This is a genomic window from Marinobacterium lacunae, from assembly GCF_000705555.1.
GTDB lineage: Bacteria > Pseudomonadota > Gammaproteobacteria > Pseudomonadales > Balneatricaceae > Marinobacterium_D > Marinobacterium_D lacunae.
Map to the genome: position 1 here is coordinate 1 of NZ_JMQN01000038.1, position 23,810 is coordinate 23,810.

Genomic DNA, 23,810 nt, shown 5'->3' on the forward strand with positions numbered 1-23,810 from the left:
AAGAATAGAGGATCAGCCCGGTATCGCGGACTTAATCACATGTTCCCTAGCCGAACAGGTCGGATTGGATCAGGTGTTCGAAACGCTCGTGCGCAAAGAACTCAAGCATAAAAAGCAGGACGTTGAGCAGATGAAAATGGATGCACAAAGGATAGTGGAAGCAGCTAATGAAGCACACGCCAACGAACTCTGACGCAAAGACGTTTCTTCAACAACTCGGCGAATGGCGGGAGCAGGCAGCGGTAGGTACGGATGACCTGTTGGGCATGGTATTGCCCTTGTTCGAACAGGTGTCTGACCTCCATGCACAGGGAAAGGTAGCGCCTTTAAATGGTGTGGATGCACTATCAGTATCGATGGGGCAACTCTGGTTTAGCAATGCGGACGCTGAGCGCGTCGGAATCAATGACAGGGTTGTCAGGAAGCTGGGGGCAGAAGCGGCCTCCAACCGAGGGGTCGTCATTACCGGCCATTTTAGCCAAACCCTCTCGTCCGACACCTCCCAGATCATCGATAAGTGTATCGCTGGCCGAGAAGAGGAAGAGCCTCGGATGGCCTACTATCTCGACTACATTGCCTGGGAACAACGGGTCTACCACCACGATGCGTTAAGCGATGTGTATGTGTTGGGGTTGATCCTGGCGAGCCTCGCCGGGCAGCTAGACTTGACCGAGCCCGATGACCTCGCCACCTTCGTGAGGATTCGTACTGATATTCGGCAACTCAATGACCGAATACACCCTGTGGTTGCACAAGCGATCGCGCAGATGACAAGTCTTGTGCGAGAGGAGCGCCCTCAGGATCTGGCCACACTGACACAAGCGCTTTATCACTACCGCGATCAGGATATAGACGATTCGGTGCGCGGGATCTCGCAAGAGGAGGAGGGTGATAAACGGGCGATCCAGCGCAGTTTACGGAACAAACTCTTTGAAATCAGTCGGCGCAACCGACTTCTGTATTTTCGTGAGTCAGGTGGCAGCGTCAACCTGACACATGGCTCTGTTCCGCACGTCCTGGATTATCGGTCGATACGTTCCGAGCAGTTAATGACCGCCAATCAGTATCTGTATAAGGAGCTGAGTAAAGGAAAATCGGTTTCTCTATCCCGTTGGTTACGGTTTGAGGATTATCCCTACTTGGCGGGTAGCCTGGACAAGATAAGGCTGCAGGCGAATCGAGATGAAAAGGAGTATGGGTTTTCCCAACTCCGGTTGGTGTTGGCCTTTTTTCGCTGGCACAACCTCAAAGAAGCTCCCGAGGAGCGGATCAACACGCCACTGTTATTGGCGCCCGCCAAACTCCTGAAAAAAAAGGGGGTTAAAGATCACTACCTTTTCAGCGCAGAACTTGAGAACGTAGAGGTCAACCCGGTTTTACGCCATCAACTTCAACAGCTGTACGGGATATCGCTGCCGGAGAGTATCAACGCCGAGGAACCCGACGCGATAAGGTCTCTCTACGAAAGCCTGAGCCACCAAATCGATAGCAGCACCAGCGGCGTAGGGCTTGCGTTTATCGACCAGCCGCGGATTAAGCTTATTGCGACCAAGGCGAAACGCAAGCTGGATGACTTCCGGCGTAAGGTGCGTATAACCGGTCGAGGCGTGCGCGACTACAAGGGCCTTGCATACAGTTACGCTCGAGATAAGTTCGAGCCTCTTGGCGTACAGATATTCGAACGAAACGTGAGGGTGTCCGTCGCGCCGTGTCGTGAACTGGTCGAGGATCCGGATCGGGCGGCCGTATTCAATGCAATGACCAGCGACGAGACCACCGTCGAGCGCGATCTGTTTGTCATGGATGAGGGGAGTGCGGGCAGCAAGAATCAGTGGGAGTTCGATCTCTGTTCTCTAACGCTGGCAAACTTCAACTATCGCAAAATGACCCTGGTCAGGGATTATAGCGAGTTGCTCAATAGCGACGATCTGACCGATGCCGGGGTGAACTTCTCCACGCTATTCAGCGATCAGGCCAAAGAAACGTTAAGTCCACTCGCACCGATGCCGCTGAAGGAGCAATTCCATGTGCTTCCTGCCGATCCCAGCCAAACCGACTCCGTTCTGCGTGGGCGCAGTGGACAGAGTTATGTAATTCAGGGGCCGCCCGGTACCGGCAAGTCACAAACCATTACCAACCTTATTGTGGACTACCTGGCCCGGAATAAGTCGGTACTGTTTGTCTGTGAAAAGCGTGTCGCCCTGGATGTGGTTTTCCACCGGCTCAAACAGATTGGCCTGGATAGCCTGTGTGCGCTTATTCATGACTCGCAGGCAGATAAAAAGGCGTTCATAAATGATCTCGAAGAGATCTATCAACGCTGGCTCAAGGATGTGCCGGAGACGCAAGAGGGTGGGCGAAATACCGTTCTTGCAGAACTCGAGCAACTCTTGGACGAGCTGGAGCAGTTTTCTGATTCGATGCAGGCAAACATCGAGGGGACTGATACAAGCCTTAGACAACTCATCCAGCTGTGGGTGGCCAGTGGCTGTGTGGAGGTTAGTCTCGATCCGGCGGATCGAGCGCTGCTGCCCACTTGGGAGACGTTCCGGCGCAATGCATCCTTGCTGGGTGAATTGTCGGACCGGCTCGCCGGCGTCATGAAAACGGATGTTCTGGCCGCGACCCCGCTCTGGTGCTTGAGTGGGAGTATTACGCGCGCCGCAGATCCGCAAACCGCATTGAACGAGTTCTCCGACAGGATGCTTCTTGAACGCCCCAGGGTGTTGGCAGCAGCGGATCGGTTGTCCTCTTTTTTGCAGCGCGAAGCGCTGAACTGGCAAGGGCTACTCGAGGCTGACGAACGACTGAAAGGACTACTCCCTCTCATGCTGGACGAGCAGATTGGTTTGCTCGACGGTCAAAGTCTCTCGGCGTTAAAACTTAAAAAGCAGCTCTCGGAGCTGGATAGCCTTGCCGAGGATGCAAAGCAGAAAAGTGCGCTGGCTGCTGGGTGGGATCTAACTGTCGATATAGACGCTATCAAACTGGCGCTGAATGCAGCGCGCGATTGCGAAGGTAGATGGTGGTCATTTCTTAGCGGTCGATGGCGCAGGGCCAAAAAACTTGTAAGGGAGAAGGGCGCTGCAGTCGAGAAGGGGTATACGCAGAGCTTATCCAACGCCTATCAGGCGATTTTGGCGGGTCAGGCCCTGGCGGATAAGAAGCGTGAGATTGAAACCCGCTTCGCTCTGGAGGATGCCGATATCGCAGCGCCTTTGTTGAGCGCCGCCTGGCAAGACCCGAAAGAGCAGAGCGACATTGCACGATCAGTTTACCGGGCCTGTTTGGCGCATGCAGATGATCCAGCCGGGCTGGTAAAACTGACGCAGGACTCTGCCCTTCGCGATGTCGATGTCGAGTTGAGCAATTGGTTGACAGCCTTTCAGTATAAGCAACCCGTTGAAGTGATGGAGGCGGTAGAAGCGCTGAGGGACAAAGGGGAACTGGCATTCGAGATTGGTGATCTGCTGCAACGGCTTGATGCTGCCGGGATGCATGTGAGCCACGCGATTCGACTCATACCCTTGTCTGTAAAGCTTATCGAGAGTGTCGTCATAGCGGACACTATCTCCCTTACACTGCGTCGCAATAGAGCGCTCAATCACTTTGAAGGCGAACGTCTGGATAAAGTTTTCAACGAGTTAGATCAAGTACTGAAACGGTTACGTGATGAAAACTCGGCGTCAGTCAGGCGGGCTGCCCAATTGCACTTTCAGAGCAACATTCAGCGTGCATCAGGTTCAATGGCCGGAACCAGCGAAGAGGAGAAAAACTGGCGAAGGTCCTTTAATCGCGGTCGCAAACTACTGGAGCGGGAGTTTGAAAAGACCCGGGCCTTTAAATCGGTCCGAGAGTTGCTGTCATCGGACTCAGGCACACTGCTTCGTAACCTGAAGCCGATCTGGATGATGAGTCCTTTGAGTATTTCCGATGTGTTGCCACTGAATGAGGAGCTGTTTGACGTCGTTATTTTTGACGAGGCGAGCCAGATTCCATTGGAGGACGCGGTACCGGCCCTGTATCGAGCCCGTCAAATGATTGTGGTGGGTGATGAAATGCAGCTGCCGCCGTCGGCATTTTTTGCCTCTCAGGGTGGTGAAAATGAGGATCAGGACAGCAAGTTGCATCTATACAATATCAACGCCGACTCCTTTCTGACGCGTGCAGTCGGCGCGCTACCCAGCACTATATTGAGCTGGCACTATCGGAGCCGGCATGAGAGCTTGATCGGCTTTTGCAATCAGGCATTTTACACCGGGCAGTTAAAAACCGTGCCCAGTACGCGGGCCCTGATCGAGCAGGCCCCCGTCAATTCAGGCAGCAGTGAAGCGCCGGACGTTAACGGTGGGCGGCCAAACATCCAACTACAGGATCATCTCTACAGTCGCCCGATCAGCTACCACAAGCTTGAAGACAGTCCATACAGCAAACAGCGAAACAAAGGTGAAGCGGAGTATATCGCGCACCTTGTGAGGGAGTTGTTGCTTGACGATAGCGACGACAACACCCTGGGTATCGTCGCTTTTTCGCAAGCGCAACAAAATGAGATTGAACAGGCCCTGGACCGTCTGGCCGCTCAAGACAAGGCCTTTGCCGCACGTTTGGACGCGGAGGAGGAGCGTGAACAGGATGGGCAGTTTGTCGGCTTGTTTGTTAAGAATCTCGAAAACGTTCAGGGTGATGAACGGGATATCATCATTCTAAGCATCTGTTATGGTCCTGGTCAGGACGGCAGGATGTTGATGAATTTCGGCCCCATTAACCAGAACGGCGGCGAGAAGCGTTTGAATGTAATTTTCTCGCGTGCCAAAAAACATATGGTGGTGGTGACGTCCATCGAACCCAATCAGATAACCAACACCTACAATACGGGCGCGAATGCGCTGCGCCAGTATTTGAGATATGCGCAGGCTGTCTCCGAGGGAGATAGTGCGGGAATCCAGAGCGCACTGCTCGAATACGGTTATTCACCCTCAGCGCAAGGTGACGACAGCTTCCTGATGATCGAGGCGATAGCACAGCGGTTACGATCCGAGGGACTTCACGTGGTCACCCAATATGGGCAGTCGTCCGTAAAATGTGACCTGGCCGTTCGGCGCGCAGAGGATCGTCACTTCTCTCTCGGTATTCTTACGGATAATGTCGAACACTATAAGATCAAAGATCTGATTAACCGTTACCATACTCAAGGCAGCGTGCTCAGTGCATTCGGATGGACGCTATGCCATGTGTTAGCCAAAGACTGGTATAAGGACAGCGACGCCGTTGTTAAACGGATTCTTGCAAATCTGAAGTCGCAAGAGACTGTCTCGTCTGAATGATTGTTCTCGTATCAAGGGTGCTGAGGATCGATTCGAACCTCAGCAATACAGGCCGTGAGCAGGGGGCTACCCCTGCTCCGGCTCGTAGCCCAGATTAGGCGCCAGCCAGCGCTCAGCTTCGTCCATGCTCATGCCCTTGCGTTTGGCATAGCTTTCCACTTGATCCTCACTGATCTTGGCGACACCGAAGTACTGTGACTCAGGGTGGCTGAAATACCAGCCGCTGACGGCAGCGGTCGGCAGCATGGCGTAGCTGTCGGTGAGCGTCATGCCGGCAGTGTGGTCCACATCCAGCAGCTCCCAGAGCAGCCCTTTCTCGGTGTGATCGGGGCAGGCGGGATAGCCCGGCGCCGGGCGGATGCCCTTGTACTGCTCCTTGATCAGCGCTTCGTTGTCGAAACTCTCATCAGAAGCGTAACCCCAGAACTCCTTGCGCACTCGCTCGTGCATGCGCTCGGCGAAGGCCTCGGCGAGACGGTCGGCCAGAGCCTTGATCATGATGCTGTGATAGTCATCGTGATCGGCCTCATATGCGGCGACGATCTCATCGATACCGATACCGGCTGTCACGGCAAAGGCGCCGACATAATCCTCTTTGCCGCTGTCTTTGGGAGCCACGAAGTCGGTCAGGCAGAGGTTGGGCTTTTCGTTCACCTTCTGCATCTGCTGCCTGAGGTGATGCACACGCATGTGAACCTTCTTGCGGCTGTCATCGGTGTAGAGCTCGATATCGTCGTGGCCCACCGAGTTGGCCGGGAACAGGCCAATAACGGCGCGCGCCTTGAGCTTCTTGTTGTCGATGATATCGCGCAGCATCAGCTTGGCATCGTCATACAGCTTGCGGGCTTCCTCGCCGACGATCTCGTCATCGAGAATGCGCGGGAAACGACCTGCAAGCTCCCACGACTGGAAAAACGGCGTCCAGTCGATGTAGTGGCTCAACTCTTCCAGATCATAGTCGTCGAACACGTGGATGCCGGGCTTGATCGGTTTAGGCGGCGTGTAGCCCTCCCAGTCGATCTTGTAGCGGTTCTCGCGGGCGGCTTCCAGTGTCACACGGCGCTGGTCGTTCTGACGTGCCGCATGGCGCTCACGCACCGCCTGATAGTCGGCCTTGATCTCGGCGCAGAACGCATCGTGGCGCTCTTTCGAAAGCAGGTTGGAGGCAACGCCGACCGAGCGTGACGCGTTGGTCACATGCACAACCTGATTGTTCTTGTAGTTGGGCTCGATCTTCACCGCCGTATGCGCCTTGGAGGTGGTTGCACCGCCGATCATCAGCGGAATATCGAAGCCCTGACGCTGCATCTCTTTGGCAACGTGCACCATCTCGTCGAGCGACGGCGTAATCAGGCCGGAGAGGCCGATGATGTCAGCATTCTCTTCACGAGCGGTCTTGAGGATCTTCTCGGCTGGCACCATCACGCCGAGGTCGATGATCTCGAAGTTGTTGCACTGCAGGACCACGCCGACGATGTTTTTGCCGATATCGTGTACGTCGCCCTTGACCGTTGCCATCACCACCTTGCCGGCGGAGCTGCTGGCGCTGCCCGCTTTCTCTTCTTCAATGAACGGCATCAGGTAGGCCACGGCTTTTTTCATAACGCGTGCAGATTTCACCACCTGGGGCAGGAACATCTTGCCGGAGCCGAACAGGTCGCCGACGATGCCCATGCCATCCATCAGCGGTCCTTCGATCACCTGCAGCGGGCGTTCGTAGTTGTGGCGGCACTCCTCGACATCTTCGTCGATGTAATCGGCAACACCCTTGACCAGCGCATGGGCCAGACGTTTGTTGACCTCCCAGCTGCGCCACTCAAGATCCTGTTGTACCGAAGAGGCAGAAGCGCCGCCGCGGTACTTCTCGGCGAGTTCCAGCATACGCTCGGTGCCATCTTCGCGGCGATTAAGCACTATATCTTCTACATGCTCGCGCAGATCCGCCGGCAGGTCGTCATAGATCGCCAGCTGACCGGCGTTGACGATACCCATGTCCATGCCTTGTTTGATGGCGTGGTACAGGAATACGCAGTGGATCGCCTCGCGCACCTTGTCGTTGCCGCGGAACGAGAACGACACGTTGGAGACGCCCCCGGATATCTTCGCGTGGGGCAGGTTCTTTTTGATCCAGCCGGTCGCGTTAATGAAGTCGACAGCGTAGTTGTTGTGCTCTTCGATACCGGTGGCGATGGCGAAGATGTTGGGGTCGAAAATGATATCTTCCGGCGGGAAGCCGACCTTGTCGACCAGCACACGGTAGGAGCGCTCACAGATCTCGATCTTGCGCTTGTAGGTGTCGGCTTGTCCGGTTTCATCAAACGCCATGACAACAACGGCAGCGCCATACAGGCGAATCTTGCGTGCCTGCTCAATAAACTTCTCTTCACCCTCTTTGAGGCTGATCGAGTTGACGACACCCTTGCCCTGAATACGCTTGAGACCCTCTTCGATAACCTCCCACTTGGAGGAATCGAGCATGATCGGCACGCGTGAAATATCGGGCTCGGAGGCGATCAGGTTGAGGAAACGGTTCATCGCCGCGATGGCGTCGAGCATCCCCTCATCCATGTTGATATCGATGATCTGGGCACCGTTTTCCACCTGCTGGCGGGCTACATCCAGCGCGGTTTCATAATCGCCTTCCTTGATCAGACGGCGGAACTTGGCGGAGCCGGTGACGTTGGTACGCTCGCCGACGTTGACGAACAGCGTCTCGGCACCGATGTTCATCGGTTCAAGACCTGACAGGCGGCACTCGACGGCCAGTTCAGGAATCGTGCGCGGCGCCTGATCGAGCAGTCCTTCGCGGATGACGCGAATATGTTCGGGCGTTGTACCGCAGCAGCCGCCAACGATGTTCACGAAGCCAGACTGCGCCCACTCGCGGATCTCGTCGCGCATCTGCTCAGGCGTCTCATCGTATTCACCAAAGGCGTTCGGCAGGCCGGCATTGGGGTGTACGGAGACGAAAGTGTCGGCGACACGCGAGAGCTCTTCCACGTACTGTCTGAGCTCTTTCGGGCCCAGTGCGCAGTTAAGCCCGATGCTGATCGGGTTGGCGTGGCGTACCGAGTTCCAGAACGCCTCGGTGGTCTGGCCCGACAGGGTACGACCGGAGGCGTCGGTGATGGTGCCGGAGATCATCACCGGCAGGCGGATGCCGTGATCGTGGAAGTACTGCTCCACGGCGAAGATCGCCGCCTTGGCATTCAGTGTGTCGAAGATGGTCTCAATCAGGATGATGTCGGCACCACCCTCGACCAGGCCGTCCACCGACTCAGTGTAGGACTCCACCAGTTGATCGAAGGTGACGTTACGGAACCCCGGGTCGTTCACATCCGGAGAGATGGTCGCAGTGCGGTTGGTCGGGCCCAATACCCCGGCCACGTAGCGTGGGCGATCAGGCGTAGCGGCCGTGATCTCGTCGCACACCTCTTTAGCAATACGCGCGGCGACTACGTTGATCTCGCGCGAAATGTCCTCCATCTCGTAATCGGCCATGGCGATACGGGTGGCGTTGAAGGTGTTGGTTTCGATGATATCGGCACCGGCTTCGAGATAGCGGCGGTGTATATCGCGAATCATATCCGGCTGGGTGAGCACCAGCAGGTCGTTATTGCCCTTTACGTCCAGATGCCAGTCGGCAAAACGCTCGCCGCGGTAATCCTCCTCCTGGAGGCCGAAGGCCTGTATCTGGGTGCCCATACCGCCATCGAGAATCATGATGCGGTTTTTAAGGGTGTTACGCAGGGTGTTCAGCAAAGTGGTGTCGCTCACGTGTCGCTATCCATCCGGTTACTTCAAAAAGGCGAATATTGTACTGCAAATTGATCTGCCTCTGCCTGAGGCTGCTTCAACTTTCTGTGAATCTGGCTCACCTGGCGCCGTTTCAAACCAGATCGGTTTCCGTGGGCGCAACACAGAGATGCCTGTTTTTCTGGAGCAGAAGTACGCAGACCCGAGCCAGATCAACTAATTAGTCAGGTTTTAGGCGTACAGTGGCGTGAATCAGACAGATCGACAGTTGAGGCTTGTCGTGGACGCGGATCCGTTTCAATCGAAATGATCTGCAGCCATTCCGGGGTATTGAGCATCCGTGCACGACGTCCCAAACACTGTAATGGAGGTACCTAATATGGCTACTCAGGAATTTTTTGTACCCAATGTTTCACTCATGGGACCGGGGTGCTTCGCCAGCCTGCCGGAGCGAGTGCGCATGCTCGGAGGCAGCCGGCCGTTGGTGGTGGCGGACAAGGGAATGACGGCGCTGGGCTATACCGCACGCCTGACCGAACTGCTGGGCCGCGCCGGTATCGCAAGCGTGGTCTACGACGACACTGTACCCAATCCCACCGATATCAATGTGGAGGAGGGGCTGGCCGCCTACGAGGAGGGTGGTTGCGATATGCTGATCTCCCTCGGCGGCGGCAGCGCTCACGATTGCTGCAAAGGGATAGGCATCGTCGCCACCAGTGGCGGCACTATCCGGGACTACGAAGGGCTGGATAAAGCCAGCGCGCCTTTGCCGCCCTATATCGCTGTCAATACCACCGCCGGTACCGCCAGCGAGATGACCCGTTTCACCATCATCACCAACACCAGTAACCACGTGAAGATGGCAATTGTCGACTGGCGCGTGACGCCTGATGTGGCGATCAACGATCCGGAACTGATGGTCGATATGCCGCCGGCACTGACAGCCGCCACCGGTATGGATGCGCTGACCCACGCGGTTGAAGCCTACGTCTCCACCGCTGCGACCCCGATCACCGATGCCTGTGCACTGCAGGCGATTCGATTGATCGGCCAGTATCTGCGCAAAGCGGTGGCGCGTGGAGACGATATGGCGGCGCGTGACAAGATGGCCTACGCCGAGTACCTGGCTGGCATGGCGTTCAACAACGCCAGTCTTGGCTATGTACACGCCATGGCGCATCAGTTGGGTGGTTTCTACAACCTGCCGCACGGGGTCTGCAACGCGTTACTGCTGCCGCACGTCTGCCGGGTCAACCTGATCGCCGCTACCGAACGCTTCGCCGATATTGCCGATGCCTTGGGCGAGGTGACCGACGGCCTGTCCGAACGTGAGGCAGCCCTGCTCGCGATCGATGCAATCGAGACTCTGGCGCAGGATGTCGGTATTCCGCAGTCGCTGGCTGAACTGGGTGTCAAGGATGAGGATATAGATACCATGGTCGGCAATGCACAGAAGGATGTCTGCCGTCTGACCAACCCGCGCAAGCTGTCGGATGCGGAAGTCGCTGCCATTTACCGCGCAGCGCTCTGACAGGGCATCAAGCCGAAACAGTGTCGCTGCTTCGGCTTTTTATTAGTCTCCGGAGATCGATCCGCTCGGTCAAGATCGGCGACTTTCTGGCAATATCGGCCTCAAACCCCTATTATACCGCCCGTTTTATTCAGCCAAACCGCGCCGCAATGGGTCGAGCCATTACAAAGTATAAGGGGGTAAATGATGTTGCAGACCTTCCTCAAAGCCAAGCTGCACCGTGTCACCGTCACTCATGCCGAACTTCACTATGAAGGCTCCTGTGCCATCGATGGCGAACTGCTCGATGCATCAGGTATCCGCGAATACGAGATGGTCCATATCTACAACATCAACAACGGCGAGCGCTTCACCACCTACGCTATCCGCGCCGAAAACGGCAGTGGCGTCATCTCGGTCAATGGTGCCGCCGCGCATAAGGCCAGCAAGGGCGACCTGCTGATTATCGGTGCCTATGTACAGCTGACCGAGAAGGAGGTCGACAGCTTCCAGCCGACACTGTGTTACTTCGAGAATGCCCAGAACGACAGCGGTGTGGGTGTCAGCGATGATGCCTTGCGTGCACGCAACAAAATGACTGGTATGAAATCCGCCATCCCGGTTCAGACGGCCGATATGTAAGCGCCCCTCGATCCCCGCCTGGACGCATGATGAAAAAAATACTGATTTTACTTGTGATCGGTTTCGTTGCGGTCGGCTACCTGAAAAACGAAACGACGCTTTTTCATCCTGGAACAGGCGAAGTCGGTGTCAGTGATGAGCGGTTGGCTGATGCCTGGAAAAACGGCGAGAGTGATCTTCAGGTCGAGGGCGCCGGTGTTGTGATCAAGATTCTGGCGGACGATCTGAGTGGAAGCCGACACCAGCGATTTATTCTCGAACTCGGGACCGGGCAGACCCTTCTCATTGCGCATAATATCGATCTGGCCGAACGCATTGACAGCCTGAGAGAAGGGGATAGGGTCGAGTTCTTTGGCGAGTATGAGTGGAACCAAAAAGGTGGGGTGATTCACTGGACCCATCACGACCCCGCAGGGCGTCACGTCGGCGGCTGGCTGAGGCACGAAGGGGTTACCTACCAGTAGAAGCCAGCCGCCGATTTCATTATCCGTAAAAGAAACGGCCACCGGTTGCGTTAATCACCGTCAGTACACCCAGCGCCAGATTGATACCAACAATCTGGCGTATCTGGTTGAGTGCCTTGCCACCTGCCGGCCAGTCCTCGGTTTCGACAGCCTTTTTGAGCCGCTTGAACGGGGCGAAATAGAGGTGCAGAAACAGCAGCACCATCAGGTAGCCCGTGCCCAGCATGATATGCACGTGGGTACCAGCGTATTTGAAACCGCCTAGCAGCGCGATCATCCAGTGGCCGGTCAGCGGCAGCAGGATTACTGCGCCCCATACCCAGACAAAGAAGCGCTTGAATAATCCGCACCACAGTTGCAGGCGTTGTGGCGGCTCAAACAGAGAAGCGGCCAGGGGGCGCAAGCAGACATAAGCCAGAAACATGCCGCCGACCCAAACGATCGCGGCGAGTATATGAAGCGTCAACGCGTAAGCCATAAGCGTATCCTTGCTGTACAGGTCGAAGGGGGCTTGGGTGTTAGAGCGACACCGATACTAGCAGTAAAACGTTTGCCCCGACATGCCTCTACACCTGGCGCATTGCTTCGGTTTTATCATAATCCCCGCCGAGTTGGCGTTTAATCTCGGCCTCGATTTTCGCCTCGATCCGTTGCTGCTCCCCCAGCGGTAGTGCTTCCAGTGATTCTTCGGTCAGCCCCATATCCTTAAGCATCATGTAGCGTATTCTCTCGGCGGTGCTCATGCTGAGCAGCTTAATGAGTTCCTCTCGGGCATCCTCCTCTTCGGCTTGAGGCTGCAGGGCATCGGCCTCCGTTTCCAGCAGATAATCGCCGCCCTCCTCATCGCGCTCGTCATGCTGCCGGGAGCGGGCGGTTTGCTGGGCCAGAAGCTCGGAGAAACTCGAATCCTCCGAGGCATGTTTAGACGGGTACAGCGTGTTTATCGGCCCCCCAGTGCTGGTGATTTTGATCATGGTGCAGTCCTCCTTGTTAGATCAAAAATTGCTCAGCAATGGATATGCCTGCCGATGTAAAGCTCATTAATAACAAATGATTAGCGCTAATTATAAAAGCGGGTTCGAGGTTTTGTGACGGATGGGTGGCAAGCAATTGCCGGGAACAAGGCAAAATAATGGCCGCCATGCTTGGTCTGTCGATGGGTCTGCGGCAAAGTAGCGAAAGCGTTTCAACAGGAATATTGAAATGAACACTGATTACACCACTGTACAGATTGTGACCGCCCAGCCGGACGACCTTCGAGAGCTCGCCACATTGTTCGACCTGTATCGTGTGTTCTATGGGTATGCGTCGGATCTGGAGAAAGCATCAACGTTCATCCGCGAACGCCTTGATGGCGGTGATGGATTGGTGCTTCTTGCAAAAGTTAACGGGCATGCAGTGGGTTTTGTACAGTGTTACGCTGGATTCTCGTCGCTTGAGTGCAAGCCTAGTTGGCTGTTGAGCGACCTCTATGTGTTGGAAAGCACAAGAGGCAAAGGGGTGGGCTCCGCGCTGCTGGCGGGGGTTAGAGAACGAGCGCTCAAGGCAGGATGCTGTGTCGTCGAGTTGTTTACCGCTGAGGGTAACTTGCCAGCGCAACATCTCTACGAAGCGCAGGGCTACCGGCGGGATGTCGAATATCGACACTACGAGCTGTTTCTATAAAAGCGTGACTAGATGTTGCGGGCAAGAATGAACTGGTTTTTGCCGCTGTTCTTGGCCCGATACATGATCTGGTCAGCCAGTATCAGCAGCTCGGTGCCATCTTCACCGTGATCGGGGTAGCAGACCGCACCCAGGCTGAGAGTGACATTCACATCGCGGTAGGCCGTGGCTGCTTCGCGGGTAACGCGCTCGAGCACGTCCGACAGCATCTGATCATCGCCACAGTTTGGCAGGATTACGGCAAACTCGTCGCCCCCGATACGGGCGAGAATATCGCTCTCTCTCACGAGGCTTTTGAGCGTGGTTCCAAGTGAGCAGAGCAGTTCATCGCCCGCTTCATGGCCGTAGGTGTCATTTACCTGCTTGAAACCATCGAGATCGATATAGACAACACCGACGCGTGTCTCATTACGCTTGCAGGCGGCGATTGCCTGACTCAGGTGCTCGGCAAATAGTCGGCGGTTAGGTAGCCCGGTGAGCGAATCGTGCATCGCCTGGTGCCGCAGCAGCTCTTCCTGTGCCTTGATGTCGCGGATGTCGCTACAGACAAGCACATACTCGCCCGCACCGTGGGCACTGTCGATGGTTGATACCGATGCCAGCACAGGGATCATTTCGCCGTTGCTCAGCTTAAGTTGAAGCTCGCCACGCCATTCGTTGTCGTCCGGCCCGGAGTGACTGACCAGCGCGTTCAGTGACAGCGAGGCACTACTATCCGGATCAACAAAGAGGTCAGCGGCGCATATGGCCTCGACCTCATCACGTTCGTACCCGGTTATCTCAAGTAGCGCATTATTGGTGCGCAGCAGCTGTTGTGCAGCATCGAAAACAAGAATGCCCTCGGCGCAATGCTTGAAGACCGCTTCGGCCAGCTGGAGTTCGGTTTCGGCGAGCCGTCGGTCGGTTATATCAACGACACTGCCCCACATATACTGAAGGTGTTCGTCTGCGTCCTTATGTAGATAGTTGCGCTCAAGCAAGTGACGGATCTCTCCGTTGCGCACTATCCGGTATTCGATCTCATAGGGGCGGGCAGTTTCCTGCGACAAGCGTATTGCCTTGTCGACCTGCGCCCGGTCTTCGGGGTGCACCACCTGCAAATAAGCGTCGTAGCTTGCTTCGAATTGGTTGCGGTCGAGGCCAAACATATCGTAGACGCTGGTTGACCAGCTGAGAGTGTCTTTCTCTATATCCCACTCCCAGGTACCGACACCGGCATCCCTTTGTACCTGATTCAGGATCTCTTCATTCTCAATAGCAGGGTACAGAACCACGACGATATCAAACGGTTCAGTGCCTCCCTGATCGTGAGGCGTGAGCTCTATCCTGACAGGAACCGAGCGGCCTGACTTGTGACGTGCCGCCAGTGCGTTGAGTTGGCCCATCGGGCGGGCTCTGCGCGATTGCTGGAACATCTTGCGCCAGTGAGGATGGTGGTGGCGCTGTTGTTCAGGCACTAGCTCATCGACGCAAAGGCCGACCAGCTCACCCTTATCGTATCCAAGTAAACGACAAGCCGCCTTGTTGGCGAAGCTAATGATTCCAACAGAATCGACCGTAAGAACGGCGTTGGGGATGTGCTCGACGAGACAGGTGGCCGGCAACTCTGTTTTCGTCGACCGGCGCCACAGCCATAGATTGGCGCCTAGCGTTGCAATCAGAGCTGGCACTAAAAGCCATTCAAGCAGCATCTGCACTAAACACTCGCTCTAGTCCCCGTAAAGGGGAGAGCATAGCGCTAAAATTTTTACGAAAACAGCCTCACTGTGTGCTTTCAGGAACAGAATCGTCCTCTTCATAGGGTTCGATACGGTAAGCCTCAAGCCTGTAACCGGAGGTGCCAAGCTCATTGGTGAAACGCTCGACGGTTAATCTGCCTGTGATCCAGACCGCGTCGTAAAGGCTTTCAAGGCGGGTGCCCGGCTCAAAGTGGGTATCGATTATCTGGTTGGACGGTGGCGGAGGGGTGTGGATGCAGGCACCGAAATAGGGGACGAGGAAAAACCTGTCGATACGTTGATCATCGCCGCCCAGTGGAACGACGAAGCCCGGTATGCGAATCATGCTGCCATCGAGTTCCGATACAACGGGGGCGGAGCTCAGTACCTGCTGCATATGATCGAGCATGCTTTGCGCTTCGCCTTCGTAATCGTCGATTGCGTTGATATCGACATCCGAACCATAGAGGTCTTCATAGGAGAGGGTGTAGTCGGGCGGCATGAGATCGTCCCAGGTCATCTCGCGAACCTCCTCCCCGTTGAATACCTTCGCGTGGACAGCGGTACTCAGTAGAAGGGCAAAAAACAGGGTAATGAAACTACGCATACAGGTGTCTCGTACGTTCAGATTTTGGGGGTAAGGCCGTCGGCGAGAGTATAACGCCAGGCCTTCCATGCCGGGAGAGTGCCGGCGAGTGTTCCGGCGATCAGCACTGCTGTGAGTATCTCCCCAAGGCCGGTAGGCCAGCCAAACGTGAGGTAGAGCCCAAGGCCCTCCTGCACAATACTCTGAATGGCTGCCAGTGTGCCCCAGAGTAAAGCCAGACCCGCAGCGATGCCGGTGGCCGTCAGTATGCACGCCTCGGCGATGACCAGCCTGAGCAGGTAGAACGGTGACGCGCCAATGGCCCGCAACAGTGCGAGCTCTCGCCGGCGCTGCTGCATGCCGGTCAAGAGTACGCCCAGCATGCCGGTCAGGCCTGCCAGTACAACGCAGGCCGAAACCAGCAGCATGGCCTTCTCAACACCGCCAAGCACCTGCCAGAGTTCCTGCAGAGCCACACCCGGCAGAATCGCCATAAGCGGCTCCTTTGAGTAGCGGTTGATGGCGCGCTGCATCTGGAATACCTGTGTTTTGGTCTTCAGCCCCACCATGAACGCGGTAATCTCCTTCGGCGTGAGGTCCATCGTGGCGAGTTTATCGGCATCAGCCTTGAATCCCGGCATCGGCACGCCAGCGCGCCAGCCGATGTGAATGGCACTGATTGACTCCAGACTGACCAGAAGTGACTGATCGACCGGTGTGCCGGTCGGAGCCAGTATGCCGACTACGGTAAAGGGCTGATCCTTATGCTGCGAAAAGCTGGTGCTGCCCAAGCCGTGGGCGATAATGACCTGATCGCCAACCTTGTAGCCAAGAGTCTTGGCAACCTTGGCACCGAGTGTTACCTCATGCACAGCGTTAAATGATCTGCCCGTCGACATCGAGAGGCTCTTATCGCGGCCGAAGCGGAAATGCTCGAAAAATGACGCGCTGGTACCGACTACACGAAACCCTTTATGGGAATCGCCGAGCGACACCGGAATGGTCCACTGAACGGCACTGTCGTTGGTGATACGCTGGTAGCTGCTCCAGCGGATATTGTTGGTGGCCGATCCCAGATGAAACACGGAATAGAGCAGCAGTTCTATCTGGCCGGTGCGTGCGCCTACGATCAGATCGGTTTCGGACACGGTATTAAAGAAGCCTTCGCGCATATCCTGTCGTACCTTCTCGACCCCGGCGAGCAATGCAACGCTGAAAGCGATGGTCAGTACGCACAGCAGCGCCGTGCCGCGACGGTTTTTGAGGCTCTTCCAAAGCAGATCGATCATCATGACGCGATGCGGGCTCCTTCCAGATGCAACGTGTGTTCGAAGTGTTGCGCCAGACTGAGGTCGTGGCTGACGAAAAGCAGGCTGGTGCCGCATTCCCGGGCTTCTGCGAGCAGCAGGTCAATAAAGCGGTCGCGGTGTTCCGTATCGAGCGCGGATGTGGGTTCGTCGGCCATGATCAGTTCAGGGCCACCGATCAGTGCGCGGGCAGCGGCCACCCGTTGCTGTTGTCCAATCGAGAGGGCCGAGGTGGGGCGATTATGACTTAACACCTCATCAAGCCCCAGTTCGCTCATGAGCCTGCGGGCGTCCTCTATGACTGAACCGGAACGCTCGACGGCGCGCGTTCGTCGCCGGTCCGAAAACCGGCAGGCGAGGGCGACGTTCTCAAGAGGTGTCAGCCAGGGCAGCAGGTTGAACTGCTGGAAGATCAGGCCTATGTGATCGGCCCGCAGACGGTCACGCTGACGTGCAGAGAGCGACTCAAGGCGTTGACCGCAGATCTCGATTGAGCCCTTGTACCCCTCAAGCACACCCGCTGCCAAATTCAGCAGTGTGCTTTTGCCGCACCCTGAGGGGCCGCGCAGAAACAGGCTGCTGCCGGACCCCAGTTTAAGATCGTCGATCGTGAGAAGCGCAGGCGCATTTTTGGCCCAGCTAAAACTGAGTTTTTGGATTGAAAGTGTGTCGGCTGATCTCATTTGAACCGTATCTGTGGGTTGTCGGCGCTCAGTGTCTGTATCGACTGTGTTTCGTTGATGATCTGGGCCTCGATCGACTCAAGGGCGGGATAGCGCTCAAAGAGCGTAACCGTCGCCGATTTGATCGCCTGCGGTGATCTGCAGGTGAAGCGGTAGTCGAAACTCAGATCCATGTGCTCGTCCATGTGCTGGGCATTACCGCCATTCTCATGTTCATGTTCATGTTCATGTTCATGGTCATGCGAATGATCGTCATCGTGATCGTTCAGTGTCATCTCCTCATGCTGCCCGACTTCGGCATGATCAAGTGCGCAGCCTGCCGCGTCCGGCAGCTTAATCCAGTTCGACGGTGAGCGCATTGTTGTGTCGAGTTCGGCCAGCAGGGCTTTTTCCTCTTCGGTCTTGGGCGCATGCTCGAATCCGACCAGATTGTAAGCGGGCGATTGCAGGCTAAAGCTCAGTAGTTGACCGTCAAGCACCACCTGAAGTTCTGCTGCACCATGAACATGTGGGGCAAGGCTGTCTTGGGCGCTAGCGCTGCCCGAAAGAGCCGCGAGGATAAGGGCAGTGGAGGTGTTTAAGAGGCGGGCCATTCGAGTCTCCTTTTCGGAATGGGTGAAACGGGCATATTTATCGTTATGTTATAGTGTAACGTTTTGCGATCCAAGCGGAATTTTGTATGGCAGGCGCGACATGCAGGATCGCTGGCACAAGTGTCGACAATGTGTGTTGCCGCGGTGTGGCTGTTGTTCAATCACTTGCGGTACAGGAGGACAACGGCGCCATAGCTGTTTTGTGTCAATATTTAGGGCTTGAACCCCTGTTGGGTACGCCTTTTGTCGTATCTCATTTGTCGACATATTGAGCTAGAGTGGCTGTCGATAACGAGGAAGTGTCAACAATAAAAGAATATTCCTCCATACCCCAAGCGACCAAAAACCCAAGAATAAAAGGACCTGTGCCATGTCCTACCAAGCCGAATACAGCAACTCCATCCAGAATCCTGAAGGCTTCTGGGCTGAGAAGGCCACAGATCTACCCTGGTATACGCCACCGAAGACCATTCTCTCTACCGATGAAAACGGCATCTACCGCTGGTTTGCTGATGGCGAAATGAACACCGCCTATATGGCGCTGGATCATCATGTCGAGAGCGGCCGCGGCGATCAGGATGCACTGATCTACGACTCTCCTGTGACCGGAACCAAGCGCAAGCTGACCTACCGTGAACTGCGTGACGAAGTGGCTAAATTCGCCGGCGTTCTGAAAGCGCAGGGCGTGACCAAAGGCGATCGCGTGGTGATCTACATGCCGATGGTGCCTGAAGCGCTCATCGCTATGCTGGGTGTGGCGCGACTCGGTGCTATCCATTCAGTGGTATTCGGTGGCTTTGCGCCCCATGAACTGGCGGTTCGTATTGACGATGCCGAGCCGAAGGTCGTGGTCAGTGCGTCCTGCGGTATCGAGGTCTCGAAGGTTATCGAGTACAAGCCGATGCTGGATCAGGCGATTGAGCAATCCGCCCATAAGCCGAAGGCCTGCATTGTCCTTCAGCGTCCAGAAGCGAAAGCGGCGCTGACGGCGGGGCGTGATATCGACTGGGAAGAGGCGATGGCATCGGCCGAGCCTGCCGACTGCGTACCGGTTAAGGGCACCGATCCGTTGTATATCCTCTACACATCGGGCACCACCGGAAAGCCGAAAGGGGTTGTGCGCGATAACGGCGGCCACGCCGTTGCGCTCAAGTATTCCATGAAGGCGATCTACAACATGGCGCCGGGCGACGTGTTCTGGGCGGCGTCGGATGTCGGCTGGGTGGTCGGACACTCCTACATTGTGTACGGACCGTTGCTGGCCGGTTGCACCACTGTCGTCTACGAAGGTAAACCGGTGCGCACACCGGATGCCGGTGCCTTCTGGCGTGTGGTTGAAGAGTATAAGGCCAAGGCGTTGTTTGCTGCGCCGACCGCTTTCCGTGCAATCAAAAAAGAGGATCCGGAAGCCTCCCTGCTCGAGAACTACGACCTGTCGTCACTCAAGACCATTTTCATGGCCGGTGAGCGTCTTGATCCGCCGACCTACGACTGGACCGTCAGTAAAACCGGTAAGCCGGTAGTGGACCACTGGTGGCAGACCGAAACCGGTTGGGCTATCTGCGGCAACCTGATGGGTATCGAGCCGAAAACACCGAAGGCGGGTTCATCCACACTGCCGGTGCCGGGCTTCAATGTTCAGATTCTCGGCCCGGACGGGCAGGAGCTGCCAGCAGGTGAACAGGGCTCTATCGCACTCAAGCTGCCGCTGCCGCCGAGCTGTCTGCCCACCATCTGGGGCGACTTCGAGCGCTTCCGTACCGGTTACCTGTCTGACTTCCCCGGCTACTACACCTCCGGTGACGGCGGTTACAAGGATGAAGAGGGATATGTCTTCATCATGGGGCGTACCGATGATGTGATCAACGTGGCCGGACACCGTCTCTCCACCGGTGAGATGGAAGAGATCGTAGCGGCGCATCCGGCTGTGGCCGAGTGTGCGGTGATCGGTGTCAACGATCCACTCAAGGGACAAGCGCCGATCGGCCTTGTACTGCTTAAAGACGGTGTAGAGGTTGAAGAAGACCAGCTCCAGGGCGAACTGGTTGCGATGGTACGCAAAGAGATCGGGCCGATCGCCTGCTTCCAGCGTGCAATTGTGGTTCAGCGTCTGCCAAAGACCCGCTCAGGCAAGATTCTGCGCAAACTGTTGCGACAGATAGCAGATGGTCAGAGCTACACCGTGCCTTCCACCATTGATGACCCGGCCAGCCTGTCCGAGATCGAAGGGATCATGGACAGTCACGGTCTGGTGCAACGCGCGTAAAAAATCAGTGGCTAACCCTGGCTGCTGTAATAAAAATAAATAAGTCCAACGGCAAGGGGTGAGGTACAGGGAAGTGCCAGCCCCGCCTGCGAAGGATACGCAGGCGGGGCCAACATGGATGTGTTTAAGCGATACCCGTCTACTCGGCGCGCTCCAGCGCCAACTCGGCGTTCAGTTCCGGCTCCTGTTCATGCTGACGCGCAATCAGCATATAGAGCGAGGGCACCACGAACAGCGTAAAGATCGTTCCGATCGTCATACCGCCTACCAGTACCAAACCAATCGAGTTACGTGCCGCAGCTCCAGGACCGTCTACCAGCGTCAGCGGGAAGTGACCGGCTATGGTGGCAATGGAGGTCATTAGCACCGGACGCAAACGTGTCATGGCGGCTGTGCGGATCGCATCGATCTTGGCCTGACCCTGCTCCTGAAGTTTGTTGGCAAACTCCACGATCAGGATACCGTTCTTGGAGATCAACCCGACCAGCGTCACCAGACCCACCTGAGCATAGATATTCATGGTGGTGGTCCAGCCGTCGGTCCAGAACGGGATATCCGGGTTGGGCATCTTCAGCACGGTGAACGTCAGTGCACCGAACATCGCCAGTGGCACTGAACCCAGCAGAATCACGAACGGATCGCGGAACGAGTTGAACTGTACCGCCAGCACCAGAAAGATCATCAGTATCGCCAGCCCAAGCGAGGGCAGGAACTTGTTGCCCTCGGTGCGCAGCTGGCGGGACTCGCCGGTATAGTTGATGGTGTAGTTGGTTGGCAGAATCTCTTCGGCCGAGCGCTCAAGCACCTTCAGGCCCTCGTCGATCTGGGCCGTCATGCCTGACAGCTTGACCGCGTTAAGCTGCTGAAACCGGTTAAGCGAGCGCGGCACAGTGGTGTCGTTAAGCGTCGCAATCGAGCTTAGCGGAATCAGCTGGCCGCTGGGACCGGTGACATAGATCTGGCTTAGCTGCTCGGGATTGAGCCTGTCGATACGGGCGATCTGCGGGATCACCTTGTAGGCGCGGCCATCCACATTAAAGCGGTTAACGTAGTTGGCTCCGAGTGCTGCACCGAGATCTGCGCCCACCTGAGCGTTGGTCAGGCCAAGCGCTGCAACCTTCTGGTGATCGATCACAATCTCCGACTGCGGTTGGTCGTACTTCAGGTCGATTTCGGGCGGGAAGTAGAACAGACCGCTCTCCATCGCTTTCATCTGCAACTGCTGGGCGTATTCCAGCATCTGTTTGGGATCGTCAGTGGATGTGATGACGAACTCGACAGGGAAGTTGCTGCCGCCGGGTAGGGCAGGCGGCTGGGTTACGAAAATCTGCAAGCCCGGAATAGTCGAGAGCTGACCCTGCATCTCACGGATCAGCTGGTTGACCGACTTGTCGCGCTCATCCCAGGGTTTGGTAACCATGCCGCTGAAACCGCCGATGCCCAGTGCCGCCGCGAACGAGTCAGACGGCGCGAGCAGAATCTGGAAGGTCAGTTCGCGGTCGGGGGCGTTGTAGAACATCTGCTCGGCAGCTTTGCCGAAATGCACCTTCTGGTCAGCCGAGGCGTTGGCAGCGTTATTGATAATGCCGAACATGACACTCTGGTCCTCAAGGGGGGCCAGCTCTTTGGGCGAAAAGATGTACATCGGCACCACCATGATGCTGAGCGCAATCCACACCACGTACACCACAGGGCGCACGTTCAGAATGCGGGCAAGCAGTGCGCCATAGCCGTCGCGCAGGCGGTCGAAGAAATGGTTTACCTTGCCGGTAAAGCCGTGCTCTTCGCTTTCTGCACTTTTGAGCAGGTGTCCGGCCATCATCGGCGATAGCGTCAGCGCCACAATCCCGGAAATGGTGACGGCGCCCGCCAGTGTCAGCGCGAATTCACGGAACAGCGCACCGGTAAGACCGCCCTGTAGGCCGATGGGGGTGTACACGGCGGCAAGGGTAATGGTCATGGCGATGACCGGTCCGATCAGCTCTCGGGCACCGATAATCGCGGCGTCCATGGGCGAGCGTCCTTCGCGCAGGTGTCGCTCCACGTTTTCGACCATGACGATGGCGTCGTCCACCACAAGACCCACCGAAAGCACGATGGCCAGCAGCGTTAGCAGGTTAAGGGTGAAGCCGAACACCTGCATCAGGAAGATTGCACCAATCAGCGACACAGGAATCGCCACAATCGGCACCAGAACCGAGCGCATGGAACCCAGGAAGATAAAGATCACCAGCACGACGATGGCCAGAGTCTCGGTCAGCGTACCGACCACTTCATGAATTGCATCGTTGATATAGGCCGACGCGTCATAGCCGATATCGGCTTCCATACCGCTGGGCAGGCCGGCTTTGATCCCTTCGAGATCCTTGCGGACGAGTCCGATAACATCAATGGTGTTGCTATCCGGTAGGGGGAATATCCCCATGAACACCGCGTTCTGGCCATTGAAGCTGACGTTGGTTTCGTAGTCTTCGGCACCAAGCTCCACATCGGCCACATCGCGCAGACGGATGATGGTGTCATTCTCGTTGCGAACTACCAGTTGCTCGAACTGCTCGCGGGTGTGCAGGTCGGTGTTGGCGGTGAGGTTTACCTGCACCATATTGCCCTTGGTATTACCCACGGCGGCCAGATAGTTGTTCGACGCCAGCGCCGTTCGCACCTCAACCGGGCTGATGTTTAGCGAGGCCATGCGGCCCGGGTCCAGCCAGACGCGCATGGCGAAGGTGCGCGCGCCGAAAATATCGGCACGCTGTACACCCTCAAGCGCCGACAATCGGGGTTGAACCACACGCACCAGATAATCGGTGATCTCAGCCTGCGACAGCGTATCCGAGGAGAAGCTCAAATAGGCGGCGGCAAACTCGGAATCGGCAGACTGAATGCTGATGGAGGGCACTTCGGCTTCGGCCGGCAGCGAGTTGCGCACCTGGTTCACTTGCGCGGTGATATCGGTTAGCGCCTTGGTTGGCTCGTAGTTGAGTTCAAGGCGCGCGGTCACCATCGAGAGACCCAGCAGGCTCTTTGACTCGACGTAATCCACGCCCTGAACCGCGCCGATGGCGCGCTCTATTTCGGTGGTGACAAAGCCTTTGACCACCTCGGCGCTGGCGCCAATGTAGGGGGTGGTTATGGTAATGGAGGCGTTTTCGCTCTGCGGGTATTGACGCACGCTAAGCGACCACCAGGATTGCACGCCCGCTATGATGATGACGACACTGACCACGATGGCAAGGACAGGTCGGCGGACAAAAATATCGGTAAAAGCTTTCATGATCGATCTTCCGGCACAGGTT

General features: G+C 56.4%; 16 protein-coding genes. 7 read left to right on the forward strand and 9 right to left on the reverse strand.

Translation table 11 applies throughout. From position 1 onward, the window contains the following. Positions 1-193 (forward strand): hypothetical protein (locus tag ADIMK_RS22125; protein ID WP_036188425.1); only part of this gene is annotated, 193 nt, incomplete at its 5' end. Next, on the forward strand, positions 168-5,324 hold the full coding sequence (locus tag ADIMK_RS12065; RefSeq protein WP_051692907.1) for an AAA domain-containing protein: 5,157 nt from the start codon (positions 168-170) through the stop codon (positions 5,322-5,324). The genes ADIMK_RS22125 and ADIMK_RS12065, both read left to right, overlap by 26 nt. Positions 5,325-5,390: 66 nt before the next feature. Here ADIMK_RS12065 and metH read toward each other — a convergent pair whose 3' ends face one another. Continuing rightward, positions 5,391-9,101, reverse strand: a complete 3,711-nt coding sequence (gene metH / locus ADIMK_RS12070) for a methionine synthase (protein WP_036188428.1) — start codon at positions 9,099-9,101, stop codon at positions 5,391-5,393. A 358-nt stretch (positions 9,102-9,459) separates the two neighbouring features. Between metH and ADIMK_RS12075 the strand changes: the two genes are divergently transcribed. The 3 genes from ADIMK_RS12075 to ADIMK_RS12085 all read left to right on the forward strand — a co-directional run bounded on the left by ADIMK_RS12075 (position 9,460) and on the right by ADIMK_RS12085 (position 11,696). Continuing rightward, positions 9,460-10,611 carry an iron-containing alcohol dehydrogenase gene (locus ADIMK_RS12075; protein ID WP_036188431.1) on the forward strand — a complete coding sequence of 384 codons (1,152 nt, stop codon included), beginning with the start codon at positions 9,460-9,462 and terminating at the stop codon, positions 10,609-10,611. A gap of 186 nt (positions 10,612-10,797) precedes the next feature. After that, positions 10,798-11,232, forward strand: coding sequence for an aspartate 1-decarboxylase (panD, locus tag ADIMK_RS12080; RefSeq protein ID WP_036188434.1), 435 nt, complete (start codon positions 10,798-10,800; stop codon positions 11,230-11,232). Between the two features lie 29 nt (positions 11,233-11,261). Further along, positions 11,262-11,696: a DUF3465 domain-containing protein gene (locus ADIMK_RS12085; RefSeq protein ID WP_036188436.1), complete on the forward strand. Its 435-nt coding sequence runs from the start codon at positions 11,262-11,264 to the stop codon at positions 11,694-11,696. A 19-nt stretch (positions 11,697-11,715) separates the two neighbouring features. On the opposite strand, the gene ADIMK_RS12090 is transcribed toward ADIMK_RS12085, so the two are convergent. Together ADIMK_RS12090 and ADIMK_RS21385 are read right to left on the reverse strand one after the other, a co-directional pair. Beyond that, positions 11,716-12,174, reverse strand: coding sequence for a CopD family protein (locus ADIMK_RS12090; protein ID WP_036188438.1), 459 nt, complete (start codon positions 12,172-12,174; stop codon positions 11,716-11,718). Positions 12,175-12,262: 88 nt separating this feature from the next. Then, positions 12,263-12,670 carry a hypothetical protein gene (locus ADIMK_RS21385; protein ID WP_051692909.1) on the reverse strand — a complete coding sequence of 136 codons (408 nt, stop codon included), beginning with the start codon at positions 12,668-12,670 and terminating at the stop codon, positions 12,263-12,265. 229 nt (positions 12,671-12,899) lie between these two features. On the opposite strand from ADIMK_RS21385, the gene ADIMK_RS12100 reads away from it, so the two are divergent. Beyond that, a complete protein-coding gene (locus ADIMK_RS12100) occupies positions 12,900-13,361 on the forward strand; it encodes a GNAT family N-acetyltransferase (RefSeq protein ID WP_036188440.1) in 462 nt (153 codons plus the stop codon). 8 nt (positions 13,362-13,369) lie between these two features. Here ADIMK_RS12100 and ADIMK_RS12105 read toward each other — a convergent pair whose 3' ends face one another. The 5 genes from ADIMK_RS12105 to ADIMK_RS12125 form a co-directional block, all read right to left on the reverse strand. Next, complete coding sequence (locus ADIMK_RS12105; protein WP_231517046.1) at positions 13,370-15,052, reverse strand: sensor domain-containing diguanylate cyclase; 1,683 nt, start codon at positions 15,050-15,052, stop codon at positions 13,370-13,372. A 70-nt stretch (positions 15,053-15,122) separates the two neighbouring features. Further along, positions 15,123-15,686: a DUF3299 domain-containing protein gene (locus ADIMK_RS12110; RefSeq protein WP_051692910.1), complete on the reverse strand. Its 564-nt coding sequence runs from the start codon at positions 15,684-15,686 to the stop codon at positions 15,123-15,125. Between the two features lie 17 nt (positions 15,687-15,703). Then, complete coding sequence (locus ADIMK_RS12115; RefSeq protein WP_036188445.1) at positions 15,704-16,957, reverse strand: ABC transporter permease; 1,254 nt, start codon at positions 16,955-16,957, stop codon at positions 15,704-15,706. Continuing rightward, on the reverse strand, positions 16,954-17,655 hold the full coding sequence (locus tag ADIMK_RS12120; RefSeq protein ID WP_036188447.1) for an ABC transporter ATP-binding protein: 702 nt from the start codon (positions 17,653-17,655) through the stop codon (positions 16,954-16,956). Before ADIMK_RS12120 ends, ADIMK_RS12115 begins: the two co-directional genes overlap by 4 nt. After that, entirely contained in the window at positions 17,652-18,248 is a 597-nt protein-coding gene (locus tag ADIMK_RS12125; RefSeq protein ID WP_036188449.1) for a DUF2796 domain-containing protein, read from the reverse strand. Before ADIMK_RS12125 ends, ADIMK_RS12120 begins: the two co-directional genes overlap by 4 nt. 316 nt (positions 18,249-18,564) lie before the next feature. Between ADIMK_RS12125 and ADIMK_RS12130 the strand changes: the two genes are divergently transcribed. After that, positions 18,565-20,514: a propionyl-CoA synthetase gene (locus ADIMK_RS12130; protein WP_255344283.1), complete on the forward strand. Its 1,950-nt coding sequence runs from the start codon at positions 18,565-18,567 to the stop codon at positions 20,512-20,514. Between the two features lie 139 nt (positions 20,515-20,653). Here the strand turns inward: ADIMK_RS12130 and ADIMK_RS12135 are convergent, their stop codons facing one another. Beyond that, positions 20,654-23,788, reverse strand: a complete 3,135-nt coding sequence (locus ADIMK_RS12135) for an efflux RND transporter permease subunit (RefSeq protein ID WP_036188452.1) — start codon at positions 23,786-23,788, stop codon at positions 20,654-20,656. Between the last annotated feature and the right edge of the window lie 22 nt (positions 23,789-23,810).